The sequence below is a fragment of the Pseudomonas frederiksbergensis genome (genome assembly GCF_035751725.1).
Taxonomy (GTDB): Bacteria; Pseudomonadota; Gammaproteobacteria; order Pseudomonadales; family Pseudomonadaceae; genus Aquipseudomonas; species Aquipseudomonas frederiksbergensis_A.
In genome coordinates, this window is record NZ_CP142104.1 from 1,387,883 (window position 1) to 1,410,959 (window position 23,077).

Annotated in this window: 22 protein-coding genes; 6 read left to right on the forward strand and 16 right to left on the reverse strand. The window is 60.3% G+C overall.

Annotated elements, in window-relative coordinates:
- From aauR to VQ575_RS06085, 10 genes are all read right to left on the reverse strand, one after another.
- Positions 1–1,329: a two-component response regulator AauR gene (aauR, locus tag VQ575_RS06040; RefSeq protein ID WP_039591730.1), complete on the reverse strand. Its 1,329-nt coding sequence runs from the start codon at positions 1,327–1,329 to the stop codon at positions 1–3.
- Positions 1,326–3,227, reverse strand: a complete 1,902-nt coding sequence (gene aauS / locus VQ575_RS06045) for a two-component sensor histidine kinase AauS (protein WP_039591732.1) — start codon at positions 3,225–3,227, stop codon at positions 1,326–1,328. The genes aauR and aauS overlap by 4 nt, the downstream gene beginning before the upstream one ends.
- Positions 3,228–3,386: 159 nt before the next feature.
- Positions 3,387–4,121: an amino acid ABC transporter ATP-binding protein gene (locus VQ575_RS06050; protein ID WP_018614195.1), complete on the reverse strand. Its 735-nt coding sequence runs from the start codon at positions 4,119–4,121 to the stop codon at positions 3,387–3,389.
- The gene (locus VQ575_RS06055; protein ID WP_030140772.1) at positions 4,118–4,789 is read right to left on the reverse strand and encodes an amino acid ABC transporter permease; all 672 of its coding nucleotides are present in this window, start codon (positions 4,787–4,789) and stop codon (positions 4,118–4,120) included. Before VQ575_RS06055 ends, VQ575_RS06050 begins: the two co-directional genes overlap by 4 nt.
- Positions 4,789–5,535, reverse strand: a complete 747-nt coding sequence (locus VQ575_RS06060) for an amino acid ABC transporter permease (protein WP_039591733.1) — start codon at positions 5,533–5,535, stop codon at positions 4,789–4,791. The genes VQ575_RS06055 and VQ575_RS06060 overlap by 1 nt, the downstream gene beginning before the upstream one ends.
- A gap of 190 nt (positions 5,536–5,725) precedes the next feature.
- Complete coding sequence (locus tag VQ575_RS06065; protein WP_039591734.1) at positions 5,726–6,640, reverse strand: glutamate/aspartate ABC transporter substrate-binding protein; 915 nt, start codon at positions 6,638–6,640, stop codon at positions 5,726–5,728.
- A gap of 439 nt (positions 6,641–7,079) precedes the next feature.
- Positions 7,080–8,618: a glycerol-3-phosphate dehydrogenase gene (glpD, locus tag VQ575_RS06070; RefSeq protein ID WP_039591735.1), complete on the reverse strand. Its 1,539-nt coding sequence runs from the start codon at positions 8,616–8,618 to the stop codon at positions 7,080–7,082.
- Between the two features lie 215 nt (positions 8,619–8,833).
- Positions 8,834–9,589 carry a DeoR/GlpR family transcriptional regulator gene (locus VQ575_RS06075; RefSeq protein ID WP_039591738.1) on the reverse strand — a complete coding sequence of 252 codons (756 nt, stop codon included), beginning with the start codon at positions 9,587–9,589 and terminating at the stop codon, positions 8,834–8,836.
- Positions 9,590–9,674: 85 nt separating this feature from the next.
- Positions 9,675–11,180 carry a glycerol kinase GlpK gene (gene glpK, locus VQ575_RS06080; RefSeq protein WP_039591739.1) on the reverse strand — a complete coding sequence of 502 codons (1,506 nt, stop codon included), beginning with the start codon at positions 11,178–11,180 and terminating at the stop codon, positions 9,675–9,677.
- A gap of 83 nt (positions 11,181–11,263) precedes the next feature.
- Complete coding sequence (locus VQ575_RS06085) at positions 11,264–12,115, reverse strand: MIP/aquaporin family protein (protein ID WP_198723860.1); 852 nt, start codon at positions 12,113–12,115, stop codon at positions 11,264–11,266.
- Between the two features lie 318 nt (positions 12,116–12,433).
- Here VQ575_RS06085 and ybaK point away from each other — a divergent pair, with 318 nt between their 5' ends.
- Together ybaK and VQ575_RS06095 are read left to right on the forward strand one after the other, a co-directional pair.
- Entirely contained in the window at positions 12,434–12,904 is a 471-nt protein-coding gene (ybaK, locus tag VQ575_RS06090; protein WP_039591741.1) for a Cys-tRNA(Pro) deacylase, read from the forward strand.
- A 169-nt stretch (positions 12,905–13,073) separates the two neighbouring features.
- Positions 13,074–13,856, forward strand: coding sequence for a PhzF family phenazine biosynthesis protein (locus VQ575_RS06095; protein WP_325919273.1), 783 nt, complete (start codon positions 13,074–13,076; stop codon positions 13,854–13,856).
- Positions 13,857–13,911: 55 nt separating this feature from the next.
- On the opposite strand, the gene VQ575_RS06100 is transcribed toward VQ575_RS06095, so the two are convergent.
- Positions 13,912–15,021, reverse strand: coding sequence for an ABC transporter ATP-binding protein (locus tag VQ575_RS06100; RefSeq protein WP_325919275.1), 1,110 nt, complete (start codon positions 15,019–15,021; stop codon positions 13,912–13,914).
- The gene (argF, locus tag VQ575_RS06105; RefSeq protein ID WP_039591744.1) at positions 15,018–15,938 is read right to left on the reverse strand and encodes an ornithine carbamoyltransferase; all 921 of its coding nucleotides are present in this window, start codon (positions 15,936–15,938) and stop codon (positions 15,018–15,020) included. The genes VQ575_RS06100 and argF overlap by 4 nt, the downstream gene beginning before the upstream one ends.
- A 399-nt stretch (positions 15,939–16,337) precedes the next feature.
- Between argF and VQ575_RS06110 the strand changes: the two genes are divergently transcribed.
- The 3 genes from VQ575_RS06110 (at position 16,338) to grxD (ending at position 19,307) form a co-directional block, all read left to right on the forward strand.
- Positions 16,338–16,625, forward strand: a complete 288-nt coding sequence (locus tag VQ575_RS06110; RefSeq protein WP_030140763.1) for a hypothetical protein — start codon at positions 16,338–16,340, stop codon at positions 16,623–16,625.
- Between the two features lie 131 nt (positions 16,626–16,756).
- Complete coding sequence (locus tag VQ575_RS06115; RefSeq protein ID WP_198723862.1) at positions 16,757–18,865, forward strand: molybdopterin oxidoreductase family protein; 2,109 nt, start codon at positions 16,757–16,759, stop codon at positions 18,863–18,865.
- Positions 18,866–18,965: 100 nt separating this feature from the next.
- A complete protein-coding gene (gene grxD / locus VQ575_RS06120; RefSeq protein ID WP_030140761.1) occupies positions 18,966–19,307 on the forward strand; it encodes a Grx4 family monothiol glutaredoxin in 342 nt (113 codons plus the stop codon).
- 126 nt (positions 19,308–19,433) lie between these two features.
- Here the strand turns inward: grxD and bfr are convergent, their stop codons facing one another.
- Together bfr and VQ575_RS06130 are read right to left on the reverse strand one after the other, a co-directional pair.
- A complete protein-coding gene (bfr, locus tag VQ575_RS06125) occupies positions 19,434–19,907 on the reverse strand; it encodes a bacterioferritin (protein WP_025215180.1) in 474 nt (157 codons plus the stop codon).
- Between the two features lie 197 nt (positions 19,908–20,104).
- On the reverse strand, positions 20,105–20,323 hold the full coding sequence (locus tag VQ575_RS06130; protein ID WP_039591750.1) for a bacterioferritin-associated ferredoxin: 219 nt from the start codon (positions 20,321–20,323) through the stop codon (positions 20,105–20,107).
- Between the two features lie 286 nt (positions 20,324–20,609).
- Between VQ575_RS06130 and VQ575_RS06135 the strand changes: the two genes are divergently transcribed.
- Positions 20,610–21,212, forward strand: a complete 603-nt coding sequence (locus VQ575_RS06135; RefSeq protein ID WP_039591751.1) for a peroxiredoxin — start codon at positions 20,610–20,612, stop codon at positions 21,210–21,212.
- Between the two features lie 95 nt (positions 21,213–21,307).
- On the opposite strand, the gene rnt is transcribed toward VQ575_RS06135, so the two are convergent.
- Positions 21,308–21,985, reverse strand: coding sequence for a ribonuclease T (rnt, locus tag VQ575_RS06140; protein ID WP_039591753.1), 678 nt, complete (start codon positions 21,983–21,985; stop codon positions 21,308–21,310).
- The gene (gene pyrC / locus VQ575_RS06145) at positions 21,982–23,028 is read right to left on the reverse strand and encodes a dihydroorotase (protein WP_039591755.1); all 1,047 of its coding nucleotides are present in this window, start codon (positions 23,026–23,028) and stop codon (positions 21,982–21,984) included. Before pyrC ends, rnt begins: the two co-directional genes overlap by 4 nt.
- Positions 23,029–23,077 lie beyond the last annotated feature (49 nt).

The following is a 23,077-nucleotide window of genomic DNA, read 5'->3' on the forward strand; positions in this document are numbered from 1 at the left end:
TCAGTGGCTCAGGCCATATTTTTTGACTTTGTCGAACAGCGTGGTCTTGGCCATGCCCAGTTCCTGGCTGGCCTGGGTCAGGTTGCCGCCGCTGCGTTGCAACGCATCCATCAGCAGGTTGCGCTCGAAGGCTTCCACCGCTTCGGCGAAGGCCAGGCCCTGGCTGGCACCGCCGGCGCCGGAGCGCTTGAACGCCGGCAGGCCCAAGGCGTAGCGCTCGGCGACGTTGCGCAGTTCGCGTACGTTGCCTGGCCAGTCGTGGCTCATCAGGTTCGACAGGGTCTGGTTGTCCAGCTCCGGCACCGTGCGGTCAAAGCGCAGGGACGACTGCTGGAGAAAATGTTCGAACAGTTGCAGGATGTCTTCGCGCCGCTCGCGCAGGGGCGGCAGCTCCAGGGTCACCACGTTGAGGCGGTAATACAGGTCGCTGCGGAACTGCCCGGACCGGCCCATTTCGTCCAGGTCGGACTTGGTGGCGGCGATCACCCGGCAATCCACGGCCACGCTCTGGTTCGATCCCAGGCGTTCAAGGGTGCGTTCCTGCAACACGCGCAGCAGCTTGATCTGCAAGGGCAGGGGCATGCTCTCCACTTCATCGAGAAACAACGTGCCGCCATCGGCGTGCTCGATCTTGCCGATCCGGCGTTTGCCGGCACCGGTGAAGGCATTGGCCTCATGGCCGAAAATCTCGCTTTCGAACAGGTTCTCCGGCAGGCCGCCGCAGTTCAGTGCGACGAATTGCTTGTCATGGCGCCGGCTGAAATCGTGCAGGCAGCGGGCGACCAATTCCTTGCCGGTGCCGGTTTCGCCTTCGATCAAGACATTGGCCGAGGTGTCGGCAACGTTGGCAATCAGCTCGCGCAGGTGCTGCATGGCCGGCGAGCGGCCGATGATCCGGCCTTCCAGGGAGTCACGCTCGGCCAGTTGCCGACGCAGCGAAGACACTTCCCGAGCCAGGCTGCGCTGCTCCAGGGCGCGGCGTGCCACGTCGACCAGGCGCTCAGGGGAGAACGGTTTCTCCATGAAGTCGTAGGCGCCTTTCTGCATGGCATCGACGGCCATGGAAATGTCGCCGTGACCGGTGATCAGCACTACTGGCAGGCTGCGGTCCCGCGCCTTTAGGCGGGTCAGCAGTTCCAGGCCGTCGATGCCCGGCAGGCGAATGTCGCTGATGACGATGCCGGCAAAGTTATCGTCGACCCGCTCCAGGGCCTCTTCGGCACTGCCCACGCCGATGCAGGGAATGTCTTCCAGGCTCAAGGCCTGCTGGCAGCCCAGCAGGACGTGGGGGTCGTCTTCGACGATCAGTACGCTCAGGTCGTGGTTCATAGCGGCTCGGCAGGTGAAAGGCTTACCAACGGTAAACTGAGGATAAACGTAGTACCACCGTCGTCCGGGTGCTCGACGCCCAAATGCCCTCCGGCGGCGGCGCACAGGCTTGCCGAAAGTGTCAGGCCGAGGCCCAGGCCTTGTTCGCCAGGTTTGGTGGTGAAGAACGGTTCGAACAGATGTTTACGTGCTTGCGGGTCGATGCCGTGGCCATTGTCCCGCACCCGCAGGCGATATTTGCCGTCGCTGCCCTGGCCTTCGAGCCACAGCGTCGGCGCCGGTTGGAGCTGCATGGCGTCCAGGGCATTGCCGATCAGGTTCACCAGGACCTGCTCCAGGCGCGTCTGGTCGATCTGGACCTGTACGTCTTCGAAGGCCGTGTGGATCTGGACAGGGAGTTTTTCAAGGCGCGCGCCCAGCAATTGCAGCGCGGCCTCGACGGCCTTGCCCAGGCTTGCCCGGCCTTTGTCATCGCCGCGCCGGGCGAAGGCGCGCAGGCTGGCGGTGATCCGGCCCATGCGGTCGATCAGGTCGTTGATGGTCCGCAGGTTGCCGCTGGCGATGTCCAGCTGGCCACGCTCCAGGAAGCGCACGGTATTGCCCGACAGGGTACGCAGGGCGGCCAGCGGCTGGTTGAGTTCATGGGCGATGCTGGTGGACATCTGGCCGATGGCCGCCAGTTTCCCGGCCTGTACCAACTCGTCCTGGGCCCGGCGCAACGTCTCTTCGGCCTGCCGTCGTTCGCGGATCTGACCCTTGAGCCGTTCGTTGCTGGCCCGCAGATCGGCGGTGCGTTCGGTAATCCGACGCTCCAGCTGATTATTGGCCTCCTGCAATGCTTCGCGAGCGGCGAGGCGGGTGGCGATGACTTTGCGGCGCTCGTTCCAGGCGATCAGCAGGAAAGCCACCAGCGCAAACGCCACGGCCACCAGGATGCCTTGGTTGATGGCTTGGCGACGAAGGTCTTCAAGCGGGGTCAATAGTGTGAAATTCCACGGCGTGTCGCTCAGCGGTCGGGTCTGGGAAAGGTAACTGGTGGCACGCTCGTCGGCCGCGATTTCGGTGTTGGCGGGGAAGGTCAGTTTCTCCATGCCTTCGGCAAGCCGTTCCCGCGCCAAGGGGATCAGCTCGTTCAGCGGGAACCAGTAGTACTGAAGGCTGCGGGCCAGGCGCTCCTTGGTTTCGTCACTCAGCGGCCGCACCGACTTGAGCCGCCGTGCCGGGTCGCTGGACAAGATAATGATGCCGTTCTCATCGCTGACGAACGCTTCCAGGCGGGCGCGCTGCCAGCGTTCCTCCATGGCTTCGAGGCGGACCTTGACCACGGCTACGCCGATGATCTTGCCCTGTTGCTCCAGGCCATGGGCCAGGTAATAACCGGGTTCGCCACTGGTGCTGCCGATGCCGTAGAAACGTCCCGGCTGGCCGCGCACGGCGTTCTGGAAATACGCGCGAAAGGACAGGTCTTCGCCCAGGTAACTGTCGACGTCGCGCCAATTGCTGGTGGCCATGACTCGGCCGGTGGTGTCCATTACATAGATGGCCCGGCTGCGACTGCGTCGGTTGAGGCCTTCGAGGTATTCGTTGACGGTCTTGCGGTGCTCGGGCGTCGGGTCATCGAGCAGTTTCGAGACGCTGGATTCAAGTTCCAGCAGGCTGGGCAAATAGGTGTATTTGCTGATTTCGCTTTCTACCGCGCGGGCATGCAGCTCCAACTGGCGCTCGCCATTTTCGGCCAGGCCGCGAATGCCATAGTGCTCGCTGATCCAGAAGCCGAGGTAACCCAGGCCGATCATCAGGGCAATGACCAGCGGCGGCAGGAACAGGTGGCGGATCAGGCGGGGTTTCACGGCGAGTGATGGCGGCGCGGCGCGATAAAGGGTGGGGTCGCATTTCATCACAGAAGCCTTGGGTCAACCACAACACAAATCGACAAGCCAACTCCGATCCACTGTGGGAGCGGGCTTGCTCGCGAAGGCGGTGTATCAGACACATCGATGTTGGATGTGCTGCCCTCTTCGCGAGCAAGTCCGCTCCCACCGCAGGAAGCGGTGTTTTTAGTGCTGCAGGATCTTCTCGAGGAAATGCTGCGCGCGTTCGGAGCGGGCGCTGATGTCGCCGAAGAACTCTTCTTTGGGGCAGTCCTCGATGATCTGGCCCTGGTCCATGAAGATCACCCGGTTCGCGACTTTGCGGGCGAAGCCCATTTCGTGGGTCACGCACATCATGGTCATGCCTTCGTGGGCCAGTTGCACCATCACGTCGAGCACTTCGTTGACCATTTCCGGGTCAAGGGCCGAGGTTGGTTCGTCGAAGAGCATGACCACCGGGTCCATCGCCAGCGCACGGGCAATCGCCACGCGCTGCTGCTGGCCGCCGGAGAGCTGGCCCGGGTGCTTGTGGGCGTGGGCCGACAGGCCAACGCGCTCCAGCAGTTGCAGGCCTTTCTTGGTGGCTTCTTCCTTGCTGCGGCCCAGCACCTTGATCTGCGCGATGGTCAGGTTCTCGGTGATGGTCAGGTGCGGGAACAGTTCGAAATGCTGGAACACCATGCCTACGCGCGAACGCAGTTTCGGCAAGTTGGTCTTCGGGTCGGCGATGGACGTGCCATCGACCACGATGTCACCCTTCTGGAACGGCTCCAGGGCGTTTACGCACTTGATCAGCGTGGACTTGCCCGAGCCCGACGGCCCGCACACCACCACAACCTCACCCTTGCTGACCTCGGTGCTGCAATTGGTCAGTACCTGGAAGTCCCCATACCACTTGTTGATGTTCTTGATAGAGATCATACGGCGAACCTTTTTTGCAGACGCTTGACCAGCAGCGAGGCGGCAAAGCTGATTGTGAAGTACACGAGACCTGCGATGATCAGGAACTCATTGGAGCGGCCGATGATGTCGCCATTGGCCCGCGAAGCATTGAGGAAGTCCACCAGGCCGACTGTGTAGACCAGCGAGGTGTCCTGAAACAGGATGATGCTCTGTTGCAGCAACAGCGGGGTCATCTTGCGAAACGCCTGAGGCAAGATGATCAGGCGCATGACCTGGCCATAATTCATGCCCAGTGCCTGTGCCGCGCCCATCTGGCCCTTGGGGATCGACTGCACGCCGGCCCGGACGATTTCGCAGAAGTACGCCGCCTCGAACATCATGAAGGCCACGACGCAGGAGCCGAACGCGCCGATCGGCGTGTCCTCGCCGGTGATCCAGCGCAGTACGAACGGCACCGCCAGGTAGAACCAGGTGATGACCAGCAGCAACGGGATCGAGCGGAAGTAGTTGACGTAGGCGCCAGCGATGTTGGAGATCAGCTTGTTGTGGGACAGGCGCATCAGCGCCAGGATCGTCCCCAGGATGATCCCGCCGACGACGCCCAGGGCCATCAGCTTGAGGGTCATCACCATGCCGTTCCACAAGCCGGGAATGGCCGGGATGATGCCTGTGAAGTCGAATTCCATTATTTACCCCCCACGGAGATCAGGCCGGGCACCGCGACTTTCTTCTCGACCATGCGCATGAGCAGCATCAGGCTCATGTTCAGGGTGAAGTAGATCAGCGTCGCCAGGGTAAAGGCTTCGAACAGGTTGGCCGAGAACTCGGCGGTCTGCTTGGTCTGCGCGAGCAGCTCCATCAGGCCGATCAGCGAGGCCACGGAGGAGTTCTTGAAGACGTTGAGGAATTCCGAGGTAAGCGGCGGAATGATGATCCGGTAGGCCTGGGGCAGCAGCACGTTCCAGTAGATCTGCGGCAGCTTGAAGCCCATGGCACGGGCGGCGGATTCCTGGCCGCGCGGCAGCGCCTGGATGCCGGTGCGCACTTGTTCGCAGACCCGGGCGGCGGTGAACAGGCCCAGGCACACGACGACGCTCAGGTAGGCCGAGGTGGTCGGGTTCAGGTCCTGCTTGTACCACTCCTGCATATCGGCGGGCAGCAGGTCCGGTACCAGGAAGTACCAGATGAACAGCTGAACCAGCAGCGGCACGTTACGGAAAAGCTCCACATAGCAGGTGGCGATGCCCGATACCAGCCGGTTCGGCACGGTACGCATCACACCCAGGATCGAACCCAGCAGCAGGGCAATGATCCAGGCGACGATGGCGATGGCAATGGTCCAGCCCAGGCCGGCCACGTACCAGTCGAGATAAATCTCGCTGCCCACGCCGGTGGACTTGAAGAACACGCCCCAGTCCCAGTTGTAATTCATTAGGGTCTCCCCTCAGATCGTTCGATATACAAATGCCCGCCTGGGGAAACTCCGTTCCCGCCCGGCTTGGAGGCCAGGCACACGCGATCGGCTCGACAGCCACCGGTTCGAGTGTTTCCAGATTTGCCAGCAGGGAATGACCATCCCCTGAAAGGGCCGGGCCCCTTCAGGAGATAAGGTTAGTCAGAAATCAGGATTTCTTTTCGTCAGCCGCTTTGTCGGTCGGTTCTGCGATCAATTTCTTGAGTTCTTCGCTCATCGGGAAGTTGAGGTTCAGGCCTTTTGGCGGGATAGGTTGCATGAACCATTTTTCGTAGATCTTGTTGATCTCGCCCGAAGCGTAGGTGGCCTTGATGGCGTCATCGACAGCCTTTTTGAACGGCTCGTCGCCCTTGCGCATCATGCAGCCGTAGATTTCGTAGGACTGTGGGGTGCCGGTTACTTCCCAGTCAGACGCTTTCTTGGCCTTGGCGGCTTCGCCAGCCAGCAGGGCGTCGTCCATCATGAACGCGACGGCCCGGCCCGATTCCAGCATCTGGAAGGACTCGCCGTGGTCTTTGGCCGAGATGACGTTCATGCCCATTTGCTTGTCGGCGTTCATCGCCTTGAGCAAGCGCTCGGACGTGGTGCCAGCGGTGGTCACGACGTTCTTGCCCTTGAGGTCGCCGAAATCCTTGTACTTGGAGTCTTTCTTGGACAGCAGCCTGGTGCCGATCTCGAAGATGCCAACGGAGAAGGCGACTTGCTGCTGGCGCTCGACGTTGTTGGTGGTGGAGCCGCACTCCAGGTCCACGGTGCCGTTCTGCACCAGCGGGATACGGGTTTGCGAGGTGACCAGGTTGTACTTGACCTGCAGGTTCGGTACGTCGAGCTCTTTCTTCAGGGCTTCGACGACTTTCAGCTGGATGTCATGGGAGTAGCCGACCGGCTTGCCGGAAGCGTCCGCAATGTAGGAAAACGGAATGGAGGCGTCGCGGTGGCCGAGCGTGATGACGCCGGATTCTTTGATCTTTTTCAGTGTGCCGGTCAGTTCGGCTGCGAAAACCGGAGTGCTGATCAGAGCGGCAGCAACGGCTGCGCCCAGGAGATGGGGAACGATGCGCATCGATGTTTCCTCGACATTGTTTTTTTTGTATTCGGCCGGTTCACCGGCCCTGAGTGCTTCGAATGCCTGGCAGCTCCTGTTGTGTTGGCGTAACAGGCGTTCGTCTCGAGGAGTGTAGAGCATGACTCGTGCCAGGCCAGTCACTTGGCACTATCTATATGTTTTTAAAGGAAATTAATGTTTTGTTTCAGCTTTTTTGGCCGTTATCTATCCGGTTTGCCGAACTGACTGCCGGGTCGTGTTCGGAAAACCGAATGACCTGAGAGTGCTTTTGATCGTTGTGGCAGCGAGCTTGCTCGCGATAGCGGTCTACCGGCTTGCATCCGTGTTGCGGCTGATGGCCTCATCGCGAGCAAGCTCGCGCACAGGGGCCTGGTGGTGGATTCCGGACAGTAAAAAGCCCCTGGATTCAGGGGCTTTTGGTCTAGCCGGCGATCGTTCAGGCCGCTTCGATCTTGCGTCGATTGTGCTCGACCTTTTGCAGATATTGCTGGAGCTTGTCCTGCTCGGTCGCGCTGGTGAACAGTCCCAGCTTGCTGCGGCGCCAGAGGATGTCCTGGGCGTCGACGGCCCATTCGTCGCTGCACAAGTAATCGACTTCGCGAGTATAAAGGCCTGCGCCGATGTGCTCGCCCAAGTCACCGAGGCCGTGCACGCCTTCGAGCATGCGCCAGGTGCGGCTGCCATACGTGGTGGCCCAGCGACGGGCGATATCGGTTGGCAACCAGTCGAACTTGTCGCGAATCGCCGAGCACAGCGCCTGCGGGGTGGTCATGTTTTCCCCCCCCGGCAAGGTTGCCTGAGCGGTCCAGCCAGGTCGCATTTGCGTGAAGTAGGGGGCCAGTTGCGCCATCGCCGATTCGGCCAGCTTGCGGTAAGTGGTCAATTTGCCACCGAATACCGACAGCAGCGGCGCCTCTTCGCCAGCTGCCGAAAGCGCGAGGGTGTAGTCGCGAGTCACGGCGGAAGGGTTGTCGGATTCGTCGTTGCACAACGGTCGGACACCGGAGTAACTGTGCAGGATATCGTCGCGGCTGACCTGCTTTTTGAAGTGGGCGCTGACCACTTTCAGCAGGTAATCGGTTTCGCCCTCGGTAATTGCCACCTTGGCCGGATCGCCAGTGTATTCGCGATCCGTCGTACCGATCAGCGTGAACTGGTTCAGGTATGGGATGGTGAAGACGATGCGCTGGTCTTCGTTCTGGAGAATATGCGCATGTTCGCCTTCATAGAGTTTCGGCACGATCAAATGGCTGCCCTGGATCAGGCGAATGCCGTACGGCGATTCCATTTTCAGGTCGTCACGAATGAACTTGGCCACCCACGGGCCGGCGGCGTTCACCAGGGCCTTGGCCTGGATCGAAAACAGGCTGCCGTCGGCTCGCTCCAGATGCAGGTTCCACAGGCCTTTGCTGCGACGAGCACTGACGCAGCGGGTGCGGGTGTGGATGTGGGCGCCTTTCTCTCGTGCCGCCATGGCGTTGAGTACCACCAATCGGGCGTCGTCAACCCAGCAGTCCGAGTATTCGAAGCCTTTGGTGATTTCGCTTTTGAGGACGCTGTCGGCACCAAATTTCAAGCTTCTGGAGCCCGCGAGCTGTTCGCGTTTGCCCAGGTGGTCATAAAGGAACAGGCCGGCGCGGATCATCCAGGCGGGGCGCAGGTGCGGCCGATGGGGAAGCACGAAGCGCATCTGCTTGACGATGTGCGGGGCCTTGGCCAGGAGGACTTCGCGCTCGGCCAGTGCCTCGCGCACCAGGCGGAACTCATAATGTTCGAGATAGCGCAGGCCGCCATGGATCAGCTTGCTGCTGGCCGAAGAAGTATGGCTGGCAAGGTCGTCCTTTTCGCAAAGGAACACCGAAAGACCGCGACCGGCAGCGTCCGCAGCAATCCCTACGCCATTGATACCGCCACCAATGACGGCGACATCGTAGATTTCTGCGAGAGGGGGCGTAGGCAAGGTTGTAGTGGGCATCGGCTGGCCTCGGGCTCTTTTCGAAATATTTGAATTCGAACATTAATGTTCATTTGCGAAAAATACTAGCCCATAAGCGTGGCAACAGCCAGTCGCATTCGATTGAAAATACTGATCGAATGACACTGAAAGGAAAATTATCGAACAAAAAGGAGTGTTCAAGGTGTGCTTCTGCAGTGAAGGGCCAACCCTTCACCACAGGGGGGGAAGTGAAGTCAGACCACTTCCAATCGAATCTTGTGCTGGCTCAGCAACTGCGCCAGGGCTGGCACCGGTTGCTGGTCGGTCACCAAGCAATCGATCAGGCTGATCGGGCCCAGGCGGACCATAGCGTTGCGCCCGAATTTGCTGGAGTCCGCCGCCAGCAGCACTTGCCGGGCGTTGGCGATGATGGCCTGGGACACCCGCACCTCCTGGTAATCGAAGTCCAGGAGGCTGCCGTCTTCATCGATCCCGCTGATGCCCACCAGGGCGAAGTCGACTTTGAACTGGTTGATGAAATCGACGGAGGCCTGACCCACCACGCCGCCGTCGCGACGTACGTTGCCACCGGCGATCAGGACCTCGAAATCATCCTTGGCGCTGAGGATCGACGCCACGTGCAGGTTGTTGGTGATCACCTTCAGGTGGTTGTGATTGAGCAGCGCTCGCGCGATGGATTCGGTGGTGGTGCCGATGTTGATGAACAGTGATGCGTGGTCGGGGATCTGGGCGGCGATGGCTTCGGCGATGCGTTGCTTCTCGTCGCGCATCTGGTCCGCGCGCATGGCGTAGGCGGTATTTTCCACGCTTGAGTCATAAGCCGCGCCGCCGTGGTAGCGGCGCAGCAGGTTCGCTTCCGCCAATTGATTGATGTCGCGGCGGATGGTCTGTGGGGTAACGACAAATAGCTGCGCCATCTCCTCGATGCTGACATAACCGCGTTCGCGGACCAGTTCGAGGATTTGTTGCTGGCGGGGAGGCAGATTCATGGGGCTTCCTTTGGGCTGCCATACAAAATTTGCCCATGATGCCGCAGGAATCCCCTCCCGACCAGTTTCAGAATTTTATCGGCTTTTATTCCGCGTCTTCGTGAGGCTCCCAATCGCGAGTGCGGCTGACAGCTTTTTTCCATCCGGCGTAGAGCTTTTCCTTGGCTTGCTCTTCCAGTTGCGGTTCGAACTGACGCTCGATCACCGCTTTGCCGCGCAGTTCTTCCAGGCTGCCCCAGAAACCACATGCCAAACCGGCCAGGTACGCCGCGCCCAATGCGGTTGTCTCGCGCATTTTCGGGCGTTCGACCTGGGTGCCGAGGATGTCGGCCTGGAACTGCATGAGGAAATTGTTGGCCACCGCGCCGCCGTCCACACGCAAGGACTTGAGGCGTTCGCCAGCGTCCTGCTGCATGGCGTCGAGCACGTCGCGGGTCTGGTAGGCAATGGATTCCAGCGTGGCCCGGATGATGTGATCGACCCGCACGCCGCGAGTCAGGCCGAACAGCGCGCCACGGGCATAAGGGTCCCAGTACGGCGCGCCCAGGCCTGTGAAGGCTGGTACCAGGTAGACGCCATTGCTGTCCTTGACCTTGTTGGCGAAGTATTCGGTATCGAGGGCGTCGTTGATAATCTTCAGTTCATCGCGCAGCCACTGGACAGTGGATCCGCCATTGAACACGGCGCCTTCGAGGGCGTAGGCAACTTCGCCGCGCGGGCCGCAGGCGATGGTGGTAAGCATGCCGTGGTTGGATTTGACGGCTTTGTCGCCGGTATTCATCAGCAGGAAACAGCCGGTGCCGTAAGTGTTTTTCGCCTGGCCCGGCTCCACGCACATCTGGCCGAAGAGGGCGGCTTGCTGGTCGCCGGCGATACCGCCGATGGCGATGCCGCTTTTGGTTCGGCCGTAGATTTGCGAGGAGGGTTTGACCTCCGGCAGCATCTCCCGAGGGATGTTGAGGATGTCGAGCATCTTCGCGTCCCACTCCAACGTGTGGATATTGAAGAGCATGGTGCGCGAGGCATTGGTGTAGTCGGTGACATGGACCTTGCCGCCGGTAAACTTCCAGATCAGCCAGCTATCCACGGTGCCGAATAGCAGCTCGCCGTTACGGGCGCGCTCACGGCTGCCTTCGACGTTATCCAGGATCCACTTGAGCTTGGTGCCGGAGAAGTAGGGATCGGTGACCAGGCCAGTGGCTTCACTGATGTATTGCTCGTGGCCGTCACGCTTGAGCTGCTGGCAGATTTCGGTACTGCGCCGGCATTGCCAGACGACCGCGTTGTAGATCGGGCGTCCTGTGGATTTGTCCCAGACTACCGTGGTTTCGCGCTGGTTGGTGATGCCGATCGCAGCGACCTGGTCGTGATGCAGGCCGGCCTGGGCCAATGCTTCGACCATGACCGCGCTCTGGGTGGCGAAGATCTCCATCGGGTCGTGTTCGACCCAGCCAGGTTGCGGGTAATGCTGGACGAATTCGCGTTGGGCGGTGCAGACCACGTTGGCGTCACGGTCGAAAATAATGGCGCGTGAGCTGGTCGTGCCCTGGTCGAGGGCAATGATGTAGTTCTTATTCTCAATGTCGGTCATGTCGATTGCCTTGGGACTTAGGTAACGTAAATAAAGGAAGAAGTCAGCGCGTACTCCGATGGCAGCAGCCCGCGCCGACCGTTTCAGGACGTTCTGGGCTTGCCGTCAATGGCCGGCTCTGCCTCCTTTGTAGCAACCATGGCGCTGGGCAGATGACGGGCAATCAGCCCGCGATACGCGGCAGCACCCAGGCATGCGCCAACGATCGGCGCGAAAATCGGTACCAGGAAGTATGGAATCTCACGCGCCCCGGTGAGGGAAATTTCACCCCAGCCTGCAAAGAAAGTCATCAGTTTAGGACCGAAGTCACGTGCCGGGTTCATCGCAAAGCCTGTCAGCGGCCCCATCGAGCTACCGATCACCGCGATCAACAAGCCGATCAGCAGCGGCGCCAGCGGGCCTCGCGGCAGTCCGTTGTTATCATCGGTCAAAGACATGATCACGCCCATCAGGATGGCGGTGATGATCATCTCCACCAGAAACGCCTGGCCGGTGGACAGTGCGGGGTGAGGGTAGGTAGAAAACACCGCCGCCAGTTCAAGGCTGGCTTCGGTGCCACGAACCATATGGCGGGACTGTTCGAAATCGAAGAACAAATTGCTGTACAGCGTATAGACCAGCAACGCGCCGCAGAACGCGCCGGCCACTTGGCAAACAATATAGAAGGGCAATTTGCGTTTTTCGAAGTCAGTGAAAATGCACAAGGCGATGCTGACGGCGGGATTCAGGTGCGCGCCGGAAATGCCCGCGCTGAGATAAATCGCCATGCTGACACCGACACCCCAGATGATGCTGATTTCCCACAAGCCGAAACTGGCACCCGCGACCTTGAGCGCTGCAACGCAACCGGTACCAAAGAAAATCAACAGGGCCGTACCCAGGAACTCCGCCAGGCATTGGCTGGACAGGGAGGGTTGTTGTAAAGCAGTCGTCATTCAAACCTCGGTTCTTTTTGTTGTCCTGCGCATCGAGTAAACAACCCCGTCTGCGCCTTTTCGTCGAGTGGCGGATCCCCATCCGGCACTCGTGGTGTTGCTTGAGACACGTGTTTCTGCTTTCAGTTTCGAAAAAATATAGACAAGAAACGCCGCTGTCAAAGGTCGAAAGTGAACCGTCGGTCATATTCAGATTATTCGTCGCATGAATGACTTTTTAGTGGGGGGGGCGCCATAGCCAATGGTCTGCAAAGCCTTTTAGCTGCCGATCGCTTAGAATTCTTGTCACTCTTTTGTTCTTTCCTGCCAGGAGCGGTCATGACCCCCGCGTTGGATCTGCTGAAAAAAGTGCGCGCCGAACATCATATCCACAGCTACGAACACGATCCGAAGGCCGCGTCCTACGGCCTGGAGGCTGCTGAAAAATTGGGCCTGGAGCCGGCGCGAGTGTTCAAGACACTGCTGGCGGCTAGCGAGAAAGGCGAGTTGTTGGTTGCGGTGGTGCCGGTCGCTGGGAGCCTGGATCTCAAGGCGCTGGCCCATGCGGCCGGAGTGAAGAAAGTCGAGATGGCCGATCCGGCCGCCGCGCAGCGCTCGACGGGCTATTTGCTCGGGGGCATCAGTCCCCTGGGGCAGAAGAAACGCCTGCGCACATTTATCGATAAATCCGCGCAACCGCTGGCCACTATGTTTGTCAGTGCGGGGCGGCGTGGCCTGGAAGTGGAGTTGGCGCCTGCGGTGCTGGCGGAGCACACCGGGGCGGCGTTCGCGGATATTGGCCGTGCCTGAACCTGATTGCGCCGCCTGGCGGGAGCAAGCGCCCTCGCCACGGTGAATCTTTGCAACTGACCAGGCGTCGAACGTCCAGTGTGTAAGGTGAAAATAGTGCCGATCTGTCACTGGATAAACGGTGCCTGCGCAGCTCATGCTCACGCATCAATAAAAAAGGAGAGGTGCCATGCAGCTTGCGTTTCATCAGGTCGATGCATTCAGTGACCGCCCCTTTGGCGGTAACCCGGCGATGGTCTATCGGCTCGATGCCTGGCTTGCCGACGACTTGATGCAGAAGATCGCCGCCGAACATAACCTGGCGGAAACGGCGTTCCTGGTGCGCGAAAATCAGCACTGGCATATCCGGTGGTTCACGCCCACCACCGAAGTACCCTTGTGTGGCCATGCCACCCTGGCCAGCGCCTACGTATTGTTCGAGATCTATCACGAAACCGTGGAGCGATTGGATTTCATCTGCAAATCCGGGGCATTGAGCGTTGCTCGCGAAGGCGACCGGCTGTGGCTGGATTTCCCCGCCATCGTGCCGGCCGAATTGGGCGCGTCCCTGGCGGTCCAGACTGCCTTGGGGGTCGAGGCGGTGGACGTGCTGAGTTCCAATGAGTTGTTCGTGGTACTTGAGTCGGAGCAGGCCGTGCTCGAGTGCAAGCCGGACATGGCGGCCCTGGCGAAGTTGCCGTGGCCGGGTGCGATCGTCACCGCGCCGGGAAGCAAGCACGATTTCGTCTCGCGCTATTTTGCCCCTGCGATTGGAATCAACGAGGACCCGGTCACCGGCTCGACCCATTGCAGCCTGATCCCCTATTGGTCCAAACGCCTGAGCAAGCTTGGGCTGACGGCCTATCAATGCTCGGCCAGGGGAGGGGAGCTGTTTTGCCGGCTGGAAGGTGATCGGGTGAAGATCGGTGGGAATGCGACGTTGGTGGCCAGCGGGACGTTATCGCTCGGCTAAGGCCAATGAGATCCCGTGGGAGCGCGCTCGCTCCCACAGATTGTTTCTTCCACCCTTAACTGGTGGTGCCGTGCCGCCGCACGCCGCTTTCCATCGGCGGCAGATGAGCTGCCGTGCTACCCGAGGCCTGGAAAAGCACCAGGTGTTCGGCCGCCACGCGAATACCCACGGTCGCTCCGACCTGATGGTCGGCGTGGCTCGGGAAAATTGATTCCAGTTGCGCGCCGGTCGGCAATTGCAGGCGATACAAGGTTGAAGCACCAAGGAAGGTCTTGCCGACGATGGTTGCCTTGAGCGAGCTGTCCGGCGCATAGACGATGTCGTCCGGGCGCAGCAGTACATCCACGGCGCCGCCGATGGGCCAGGTATAGGCCCGGTTACCCCGCAGCATCCCCAATTCGGTCTGCACCGATTCCGGGCTATCGAGTTGGCCGCGAATGAAGTAACCCTGGCCGATGAAACTGGCGACATAGGGCGTCAGGGGTTCGTGATAAAGATTGTAGGGCGTATCCCATTGTTCCAGCCGACCCTCTCGGAATACCCCGACGTGATCACTCACCGCGAAGGCTTCTTCCTGGTCATGGGTCACCAGGATCGCGCTGGTGCCGCGCGCCTTCAGGATGTCCCGCACCTCATGGCTGAGCTTGCGCCGCAGCTCGCCATCGAGGTTGGAGAAGGGTTCGTCGAGCAGCAGCAATTGCGGTTCCGGCGCCAAGGCCCGGGCGAGGGCCACGCGTTGTTGCTGGCCTCCGGAGAGCTCATGGGGGAAACGTTTTCCCAGGTTCTTCAGGTTGACCAGTTCCAGCAGTTCTTCGACCACACGGTTCTTGTCAGGATGTTTGCGAATGCCAAAGGCCATGTTCTCGGCGACGCTGAGGTGTGGGAACAGCGCGTAGTCCTGGAACACCATGCCGATGCGACGTTTTTCCGGAGCGAGGGTAAAACCCGCGCGGGAGATGGTTTCCCCGGCCAGCTGGATCTCGCCTTCGTGTACCGGCTCGAAGCCGGCAATGGCCCGCAAGGTCGTGGTCTTGCCGCACCCGGAGGAGCCTAGCAGGCAGCCGATGTCACCGGCATTGAGGTGCAGATTCAGGTTCTGGACGACTCGCTGGCCTTGGTACCCGCAGGCCAGGTTGTGCAGATTCAATAACAAGGAATGACTCATGCGTGGTGATACGCCGGCTCGACGAGAAATTCGAGCAGGGCCTTTTGTGCATGCAGACGATTTTCTGCCTGGTCCCAGGCCACGGAGCGCGGGTCATCCAGCAGGTCGGCGCTGATTTCCTCACCGCGATGGGCGGGCAGGCAGTGCATGAAGAGCACCTCCGGGTCCGCCAGGTCGAGCAGGGCGCGGTTGACCTGCAGCGGCGCGAACAGCTTGAGGCGCTTGGCGGTTTCCTCTTCCTGGCCCATGGAGGTCCAGACGTCGGTGCTCACCAGGTGCGCGCCAGCCACGGCCAGCTTCGGATCCCGGACGAGCGACACTCGATCCCCGGCCTTGGCGATCAGTCCTGCATCCGGCTCATAGCCTTCAGGGCATGCAATGCGCAACTGGAAATCGAATTGCATCGCCGCTTCTATATAGCTGTTGCACATGTTGTTGCCATCACCGATCCAGGCGGCGGTCTTGCCCTGGATCGAGCCGCGGTGCTCGAGGAATGTCTGCATGTCGGCCAACAGCTGGCAGGGGTGCAGGTCATCGGACAAGCCGTTGATCACCGGCACGCGGGAATGAGCCGCGAACTCGGTCAAGGTGCTGTGGGCAAAGGTACGGATCATCACGGCGTCGAGCATGCTCGACATGACGATGGCGCAATCGCTGATCGGCTCGCCACGGCCCAGCTGGGTGTCGCGAGGCGACAGGAAAATCGCCTGGCCGCCCAGTTGGATCATGCCGGCTTCGAAAGAGATGCGCGTGCGGGTCGATGACTTCTCGAAAATCATCCCCAGCACACGGTTTTTCAAGGGCTCGAACAGTACGCCGCGCTTACGCAGGTCCTTGAGCTCCACGCCTCGACGGATCACGCCGAGCAACTCATCGGGCGTGAAATCCATTAGGGAGAGAAAGTGCCTTGCGCTCATGATTGACTACCTTTTTGTAACAGACCGCAGATACTCAAAGCCTTGTTTAATGGAAAAACGGGCGAGACCTGCGGCAAAAGCCGCACGGGGCGACGAAATAGGGGAAGGCGCGATATTGACATTAAATGTCGCGTCTTACCAATAGGGCTACGGTTATAAGGGATTTCAGCGAGGCCAATGCAGAGTTGCACTGACGCGGTTGAGGCCGGTTTCCTGACAGCAGCGGGTTCATTTGTACACTGGCGTCGCGCCGCTTGGCAATCGAGCAGGGCGGGCACGGGATAGCTGGCGGTTGGTTTTTGACCGCTGTCCGGGTCGCCGGTCTGGTGTGCAAAGTGAAATATTTCCTAATGCAGGGGCCTGGGTTATAAATGAACCCCGAGCCGCAGGAGCCCCGAAATGGATTTGAAAGAGCAACAACTGATGGAACTGTTGGGGCTGACGGCGCGTTCCCTGACGCACCTGACCGCTTCGGTGACGTCCATGTCATTCGAGTTGCTGCGCAGCGATGACGAAGTGACCAAGGCCGCGGGTCGCCGGATGATCGACCGGATGGCTACGATCAGCAGTGGGCTCGACGAGCACTGGCGGTTGATCGGCGAATTGACCGGGGTGCCCATTGCCCAGGAGCAAGTGGAAACCATCGAGGAAATCCAATTGCTGGCGCCTCCTCCCGAGCAGCCCTGATAGCGGTTCATCGGCGGGCCTGATGCCCGGCGATTCACAGGACGAACGTCGCTGGCGCTGTGCAAGTTCAGGCGCCATAGTTTTATTCCCGCGGCCGAAAGTGCCCGCTACGAATAAAACAGAGGCTGGCCATGACCAAGACCCTCCACCACCGTGCGTGCCACCTGTGCGAGGCCATCTGTGGCCTGACCCTCGAAACCACCGAAACCGAAGGCCAAGGCTTGGCGATCACCTCGATCAAGGGGGATCCGCTGGACAGTTTCAGTCGTGGACACATTTGCCCCAAGGCAGTGGCGTTGCAGGATATCCAGAACGATCCGGACCGCCTGCGCCAGCCCATGCAACGAGTGGGTGGCGAGTGGCAGCCCATTGCCTGGGACGACGCCTTTGCCTTGGTGGCCGAGCGTCTGGCGGCCATCCAGGAACGCCACGGCCAAAATGCGGTGGGGGTGTATCAGGGCAACCCGAGTGTGCACAACTATGGGCTGATGACCCACAGCAACTATTTCCTCGGCCTGCTGAAAACCCGTAGCCGATTCTCGGCGACTTCGGTGGACCAATTGCCCCATCACCTGACCAGTCACCTGATGTACGGTCACGGCTTGCTGCTGCCGATACCGGACATCGATCACACCGATTTCATGCTGATCCTGGGCGGCAATCCATTGGCCTCCAACGGCAGCATCATGACCGTGCCGGACGTGGAAAAGCGGCTGAAGGCAATCCAGTCGCGGGGCGGCCGGGTAGTGGTGGTCGATCCCCGCCGCAGCGAGACGGCGGCGATTGCCGACCAGCATGTCTTCGTACGCCCTGGCGGCGATGCCGCGTTGTTGTTTGGCCTGCTCGGCACCTTGTTCAGCGAAGGACTGACGCGGGACAGTCACCTGCCGGTGGACGGTCTCGACGAGGTGCGCCACGCCGTTGCGCCCTTCTCGGCGGACGCCATGAGCCCGCTCTGTGGGGTTCCTGCCGAGCAGATCCGCCAATTGGCCCGAGATTTCGCGGCCGCCCCGTCGGCCGTGTGCTACGGCCGGATGGGGGTGTCGACCCAGGCTTTCGGTACGCTGTGCCACTGGCTGATCCAAGTGATCAACCTGGTGACCGGCAATCTTGATCGAGTAGGCGGGGCGCTGTGTACCGAGCCGGCGGTGGATTTGGTGAAAACGACTTCGGGCGGGCACTTCAATCGCTGGCAAAGCCGAGTATCCGGGCGCCCTGAATACGCAGGCGAGCTGCCCGTATCGACCCTCGCCGAAGAAATGCTCACCGAGGGCGATGGGCAGATCCGAGCGCTGGTCACCGTGGCCGGCAACCCGGTGCTGTCCACGCCCAATGGCCGGCAATTGGAGCAAGCGCTGGACGGGCTTGAATTCATGGTCAGCGTCGACCTGTACATCAACGAAACCACGCGCTATGCCGACTTGATCCTGCCGTCCACCTCGGCCCTGGAGAATGATCACTACGACACCACCTTCAATCTGTTCGCGGTGCGTAACGTCAGTCGTTTCAACCGGGCCATCCTGCCCAAGCCCGAGGGGGCGCTGCACGATTGGGAGATTTTTGTCGGCCTGGCCAAAGCCTTTGCCGCCCGGACCGGCAAGGAGCTCAAGCCGACCATGCCGCCGGCACAGATGATTGATTTGGGCCTGCGGGCCGGGATGTATGGCGATGCGTCGCCGTACAAGTTGTCCTTGGCGACGCTGTTCGACCATCCCCACGGCATCGATCTCGGTGCGCTCAAGCCCAATCTGGCACCCCGGCTGAAAACTGAAAACGGCCGGGTGCAGGCCGCGCCCGCTGTCATCCTCGCCGACTTGGCGCGCTTTGCCGCGTTGCGTGCGCCGGCAGCAGACGAGCTGCTGATGATTGGCCGTCGCCATGTGCGCAGCAACAATTCCTGGATGCATAACTTTCATCGGTTGGTGAAGGGCAAGCCGCGTCACCAGTTGCTGATGCATCCCGAAGATCTTGCCAGCCGGGGCCTTATCGATGGACAGCGCGTGAAGGTCAGTTCCCGGGTCGGCGTAATCGAGGTGGACGTGCAGGGCAGTGCGGACATGATGAAAGGCGTGGTCAGTCTTCCCCACGGTTGGGGCCATGCTCGTCCGGGCGTGCAGATGACCATCGCCAGCGGGCAGCCTGGGTCAAGCGCCAACGACCTGACCGATGACCGCCAGCTCGACGAATTGTCCGGCAATGCGGCGCTGAACGGGGTTCCGGTGAAGGTGGCGGCTGCGTAAAATTGTCCTTGGGGCGGACCGAGCAGGGTGCTCGGCTTTCCGTTACAATGCGCCACCGTGTCGACAACTGAAGTCGCAAAAGTTCAAGCCGAGGTGCTCCGTGGATATCATCGAAACGATCAAAGACCAGATTGCCAACAACACTATCCTGCTCTACATGAAAGGCTCGCCGAATGCCCCTCAATGTGGCTTCTCGGCCAAGGCTGCTCAGGCGGTGATGGCGTGTGGCGAGAAGTTCGCCTACGTGGACATCCTGCAGAACCCGGAAATCCGCGCCAACCTGCCCAAGTACGCCAACTGGCCAACCTTCCCACAGCTGTGGGTGGGTGGCGAGCTGATCGGCGGTAGCGACATCATGACCGAGATGGCGGCTGATGGTTCTCTGCAGACCACGATCAAGGCAGCTGTAGAAGCAGCAGCGGCGAACAAGTCCGAAGCCTGATCTACCCCAGGCCCTTGTGGGAGCAAGCTCTTCCACATCGGTTTGTGCGGGCCTGGCCATCAGGCAACAAAAAGCCCCGCGCCTCGAAAGAGGGTGGGGCTTTTTAGTGGCTTGCTGTCGGGACGCTTATTCTTCGCCCATCTGCGATTGCAGGTAATTCTCGAGACCGACTTTGTCGATCAGGCCCAATTGGGTTTCCAGCCAGTCGATGTGTTCTTCCTCGGATTCGAGAATATCTTCCAGCAGTTCACGGCTCCCGAAGTCGCCAACGGTTTCGCAATGGGCGATGGCGGCTTTCAGGTCGGCGTGGCCGGTGCGTTCGATGCGCAGGTCGCACTCGAGCATTTCGCGGGTATGTTCGCCGATGTGCAGCTTGCCCAGGTCCTGGACGTTCGGCAGGCCTTCGAGAAACAGGATGCGCTTGATCAGCTTGTCCGCGTGTTTCATTTCGTCGATGGATTCGTGGTACTCGTGCTTGCCCAGCTTGTTCAGGCCCCAATCCTCGTACATGCGAGCATGCAGGAAGTATTGATTGATCGCGACCAGCTCATTGGCGAGGATCTTGTTGAGATGCTGGATGACTGTAATGTCGCCTTTCATGGTGAGGGCCTGCCCTGATAGCTGTGTATAAGGCGGAGTTTGAGCCGAGCAATTACGAGTGTCAAACCTAAGTTATTGAATAATAAATGAAAATTAATCGGAATAAGAATGTTTGTGTTCCGCGTCTGGAAGCTAAGCACTTGATTTACAGGCATAAAAAAACCGGACATTGAGTCCGGTTCTTTGAACAACTGGTTTTATGCGGCAGTAAATTCCGCCGGATAAGGGATAGAGGCTTGGGCGGTCTGAACTTTGGCGAGGGTTTCACGCACCACTTCCTTGGCCAGGCAGGCGCATTTGCCGCATTGGCTGGCTACGCCGGTGGCCTGGCGGACTTCCCGGTAGCTGCAGCAACCTTCATAGATCGCTTCGCGGATTTGTCCGTCGGTGACGCCAGTGCAGAGGCATACATACATAAGTGATAACCGTCGCTGGTTGTGACTCAATTGGGACGGATCTTAATGTTAACGAGAATGATTGTCAAAGTGGTTTCCAGGGCTCCTTGACGAACGGTGTCGAGCGGCTGCCATTGGCTAGGGCAACGGATTTTCAGGGGCCGCCAAAAAACCGTTGAGGACAGGCCAAACCTGCGGTGTATGATGGTCGGTCCTTGCAAAGCGGGTTCGTGTCACAGGGCTGTCGCCTGAGGGTGGCAGGCTGGCGCGGACCTTGTTTTCACGTTACTACACCAGGAGATATCCAATGAGCGTACTCGTAGGCAAACAAGCCCCTGACTTCACCGTTCCTGCCGTCCTCGGCAACGGCGAAATCGTTGACAGCTTCACCCTGTCCTCGGCCATCAAAGGCAAATACGGCCTGGTGTTCTTCTACCCGCTGGACTTCACTTTCGTTTGCCCATCCGAGCTGATCGCACTGGATCACCGCATGGACGACTTCAAGGCACGCAACGTTGAAGTGGTCGCTGTTTCGATCGACTCGCACTTCACCCACAACGCCTGGCGCAACACCGCCATCAATGCCGGTGGCATCGGCCCGGTGAAATACACCATGGCTGCCGACATGAAGCACGAAATCGCCAAGGCCTACGACGTGGAGTCCGAAGGTGGCGTGGCCTTCCGTGGTGCGTTCCTGATCGACGACAAAGGCGTGGTTCGTTCGCAGATCATCAACGACCTGCCGCTGGGTCGTAACATGGAAGAGCTGATCCGTCTGGTTGACGCCCTGCAGTTCCACGAAGAGCACGGCGAAGTCTGCCCGGCCAACTGGAAAAAAGGCGACAAGGGCATGACCGCATCGCCTGAAGGCGTTGCCGCTTACCTGGGCGAGCACAGCGACAAGCTGTAAGCGCACCTGGCATAAAAAAAACCGGCCCTCGATGGGCCGGTTTTTTTATGAGTGGCTGAATCACCTAGCCACAAAGAGCTGGATCCAGCCGTATGTCAGTCGTCGAAATCCTGCCAGCCACCCATCTCTTTCCACCGGTTGACGATGCCGCAGAACAGCTCGGCAGTCTTCTCGGTGTCATAGCGGGCCGAGTGAGCCTCACGGCCATCGAAGTCGATATCCGCCGCCTGGCAGGCCTTGGCCAATACCGTCTGGCCGTAGGCCAAGCCCGCGAGGGTCGCCGTGTCGAAGCTGGAGAAGGGATGGAACGGGTTGCGCTTCATGTCCAGGCGCGCAACGGCCGCGTTGAGGAAGCCCAGGTCGAAACTGCTGTTATGACCCACCAGGATCGCTCGCTTGCAACCGTTGGCTTTCAGCGCCTTGCGCACGCCACGGAAGATGTCGGTCAGCGCGGTTTCTTCGCTGACCGCCATGCGCAGCGGGTGATCGAGCTTGATCCCGGTGAACTCCAGGGCTGCCGCTTCGATGTTGGCGCCTTCGAACGGTTCGACCCGGAAGAAGTAAGTGTGGTCGGGGAAGACAAAGCCTTTCTCGTCCATGCCAATGGTGGTCGCGGCGATTTCCAGCAGCGCATCGGTGGCCGAGTTGAAACCGCCGGTTTCTACGTCGACCACGACCGGCAGATAACCCCGGAAGCGAGCAGCCATCGGGTGGCGCGCGCCGCCCGAGCCGCCGTTGCCGTCCAGTTCGTCGTCGAAATGATCTTCACTCACGCGTTTTCCTCCAGCAGGCGCCAGCGCAGTTTTTCACCGGCGCGCAGCGGGATGACAGTCTGCTCGCCAAACGGCAGGCTGGCGGGGGCGGTCCACTCGTCGCGAACCAGGGTAATACGATCGGTGTTCACCGGCAGGCCATAGAAACGTGGACCGTGCAGGCTGGCGAAGCCTTCGAGCTTGTCCAGGGCGTTGCGCTGCTCGAACGCCTCGGCGTACATCTCGATGGCCGCGTAGGCGGTATAGCAACCAGCACAACCGCAAGCGGCTTCCTTGGCATGACGGGCGTGGGGCGCCGAGTCGGTGCCGAGGAAAAACTTGGCGCTGCCGCTGGTGGCCGCATCCAGCAAGGCTTCCTGATGGGTGTTGCGCTTGAGGATCGGCAAGCAATAGAAGTGCGGACGGATCCCGCCCACCAGCATGTGGTTGCGGTTGTACAGCAGGTGATGCGCGGTGATGGTCGCACCGACATTGGCCGAAGCCTCGTTGACGAACTGCACGGCATCACCCGTGGTGATGTGCTCGAAGACCACCTTCAGCGTCGGGAAGCGTTCGACGACGCGACGCATATGTTCGTCGATGAAAATCTTCTCGCGGTCGAACACATCGACGTCGCCCCGGGTCACTTCACCGTGGATCAACAACGGCATGCCGACTTCGGCCATCGCCTCGAGCGCCGGGAAAATCTTGTCGATGCTGGTGACGCCAGAGTCCGAATTGGTAGTGGCGCCAGCGGGGTACAACTTGGCCGCGTGCACGAAACCGCTGGCCTTGGCCTCGCGTATTTCCTCGGGCTGGGTGCGGTCGGTGAGGTAAAGCACCATCAGCGGTTCGAAGCGGCTGCCTTTCGGGCGTGCCGACAGGATGCGCTGGCGATAGCCATCGGCCTCGGCGGCGTTGCGCACGGGCGGAACCAGGTTTGGCATGATGATAGCGCGGCCAAAAGTGCGCGCGACATCGGCGACGGTATGGGTCAACACAGCACCATCGCGAAGATGAATATGCCAGTCGTCGGGACGCAGCAGGGTCAGGCGGTCGGACATGGGGGGCTTCCAGGCGGGTAAATCTCGGGGGAATGCTACCGGAAAAGAC

What these genes read in the sequence shown, in the direction of transcription:
- VQ575_RS06060 (WP_039591733.1), bottom strand. Translation starts at nt 5,535, where the DNA reads ATGAATTACAACTGGGACTGGGGCGTGTTCTTCAAGTCCACCGGCGTG.
- VQ575_RS06110 (WP_030140763.1), top strand. Translation starts at nt 16,338, where the DNA reads ATGGATTTGAAAGAGCAACAACTGATGGAACTGTTGGGGCTGACGGCG.
- VQ575_RS06095 (WP_325919273.1), top strand. Translation starts at nt 13,074, where the DNA reads ATGCAGCTTGCGTTTCATCAGGTCGATGCATTCAGTGACCGCCCCTTT.
- VQ575_RS06065 (WP_039591734.1), bottom strand. Translation starts at nt 6,640, where the DNA reads ATGCGCATCGTTCCCCATCTCCTGGGCGCAGCCGTTGCTGCCGCTCTG.
- VQ575_RS06115 (WP_198723862.1), top strand. Translation starts at nt 16,757, where the DNA reads ATGACCAAGACCCTCCACCACCGTGCGTGCCACCTGTGCGAGGCCATC.
- VQ575_RS06075 (WP_039591738.1), bottom strand. Translation starts at nt 9,589, where the DNA reads ATGAATCTGCCTCCCCGCCAGCAACAAATCCTCGAACTGGTCCGCGAA.
- pyrC (WP_039591755.1), bottom strand. Translation starts at nt 23,028, where the DNA reads ATGTCCGACCGCCTGACCCTGCTGCGTCCCGACGACTGGCATATTCAT.
- ybaK (WP_039591741.1), top strand. Translation starts at nt 12,434, where the DNA reads ATGACCCCCGCGTTGGATCTGCTGAAAAAAGTGCGCGCCGAACATCAT.
- aauR (WP_039591730.1), bottom strand. Translation starts at nt 1,329, where the DNA reads ATGAACCACGACCTGAGCGTACTGATCGTCGAAGACGACCCCCACGTC.
- VQ575_RS06085 (WP_198723860.1), bottom strand. Translation starts at nt 12,115, where the DNA reads ATGACGACTGCTTTACAACAACCCTCCCTGTCCAGCCAATGCCTGGCG.
- VQ575_RS06055 (WP_030140772.1), bottom strand. Translation starts at nt 4,789, where the DNA reads ATGGAATTCGACTTCACAGGCATCATCCCGGCCATTCCCGGCTTGTGG.
- glpD (WP_039591735.1), bottom strand. Translation starts at nt 8,618, where the DNA reads ATGCCCACTACAACCTTGCCTACGCCCCCTCTCGCAGAAATCTACGAT.
- argF (WP_039591744.1), bottom strand. Translation starts at nt 15,938, where the DNA reads ATGAGCGCAAGGCACTTTCTCTCCCTAATGGATTTCACGCCCGATGAG.
- VQ575_RS06100 (WP_325919275.1), bottom strand. Translation starts at nt 15,021, where the DNA reads ATGAGTCATTCCTTGTTATTGAATCTGCACAACCTGGCCTGCGGGTAC.
- VQ575_RS06050 (WP_018614195.1), bottom strand. Translation starts at nt 4,121, where the DNA reads ATGATCTCTATCAAGAACATCAACAAGTGGTATGGGGACTTCCAGGTA.
- VQ575_RS06130 (WP_039591750.1), bottom strand. Translation starts at nt 20,323, where the DNA reads ATGTATGTATGCCTCTGCACTGGCGTCACCGACGGACAAATCCGCGAA.
- glpK (WP_039591739.1), bottom strand. Translation starts at nt 11,180, where the DNA reads ATGACCGACATTGAGAATAAGAACTACATCATTGCCCTCGACCAGGGC.
- VQ575_RS06135 (WP_039591751.1), top strand. Translation starts at nt 20,610, where the DNA reads ATGAGCGTACTCGTAGGCAAACAAGCCCCTGACTTCACCGTTCCTGCC.
- bfr (WP_025215180.1), bottom strand. Translation starts at nt 19,907, where the DNA reads ATGAAAGGCGACATTACAGTCATCCAGCATCTCAACAAGATCCTCGCC.
- aauS (WP_039591732.1), bottom strand. Translation starts at nt 3,227, where the DNA reads ATGAAATGCGACCCCACCCTTTATCGCGCCGCGCCGCCATCACTCGCC.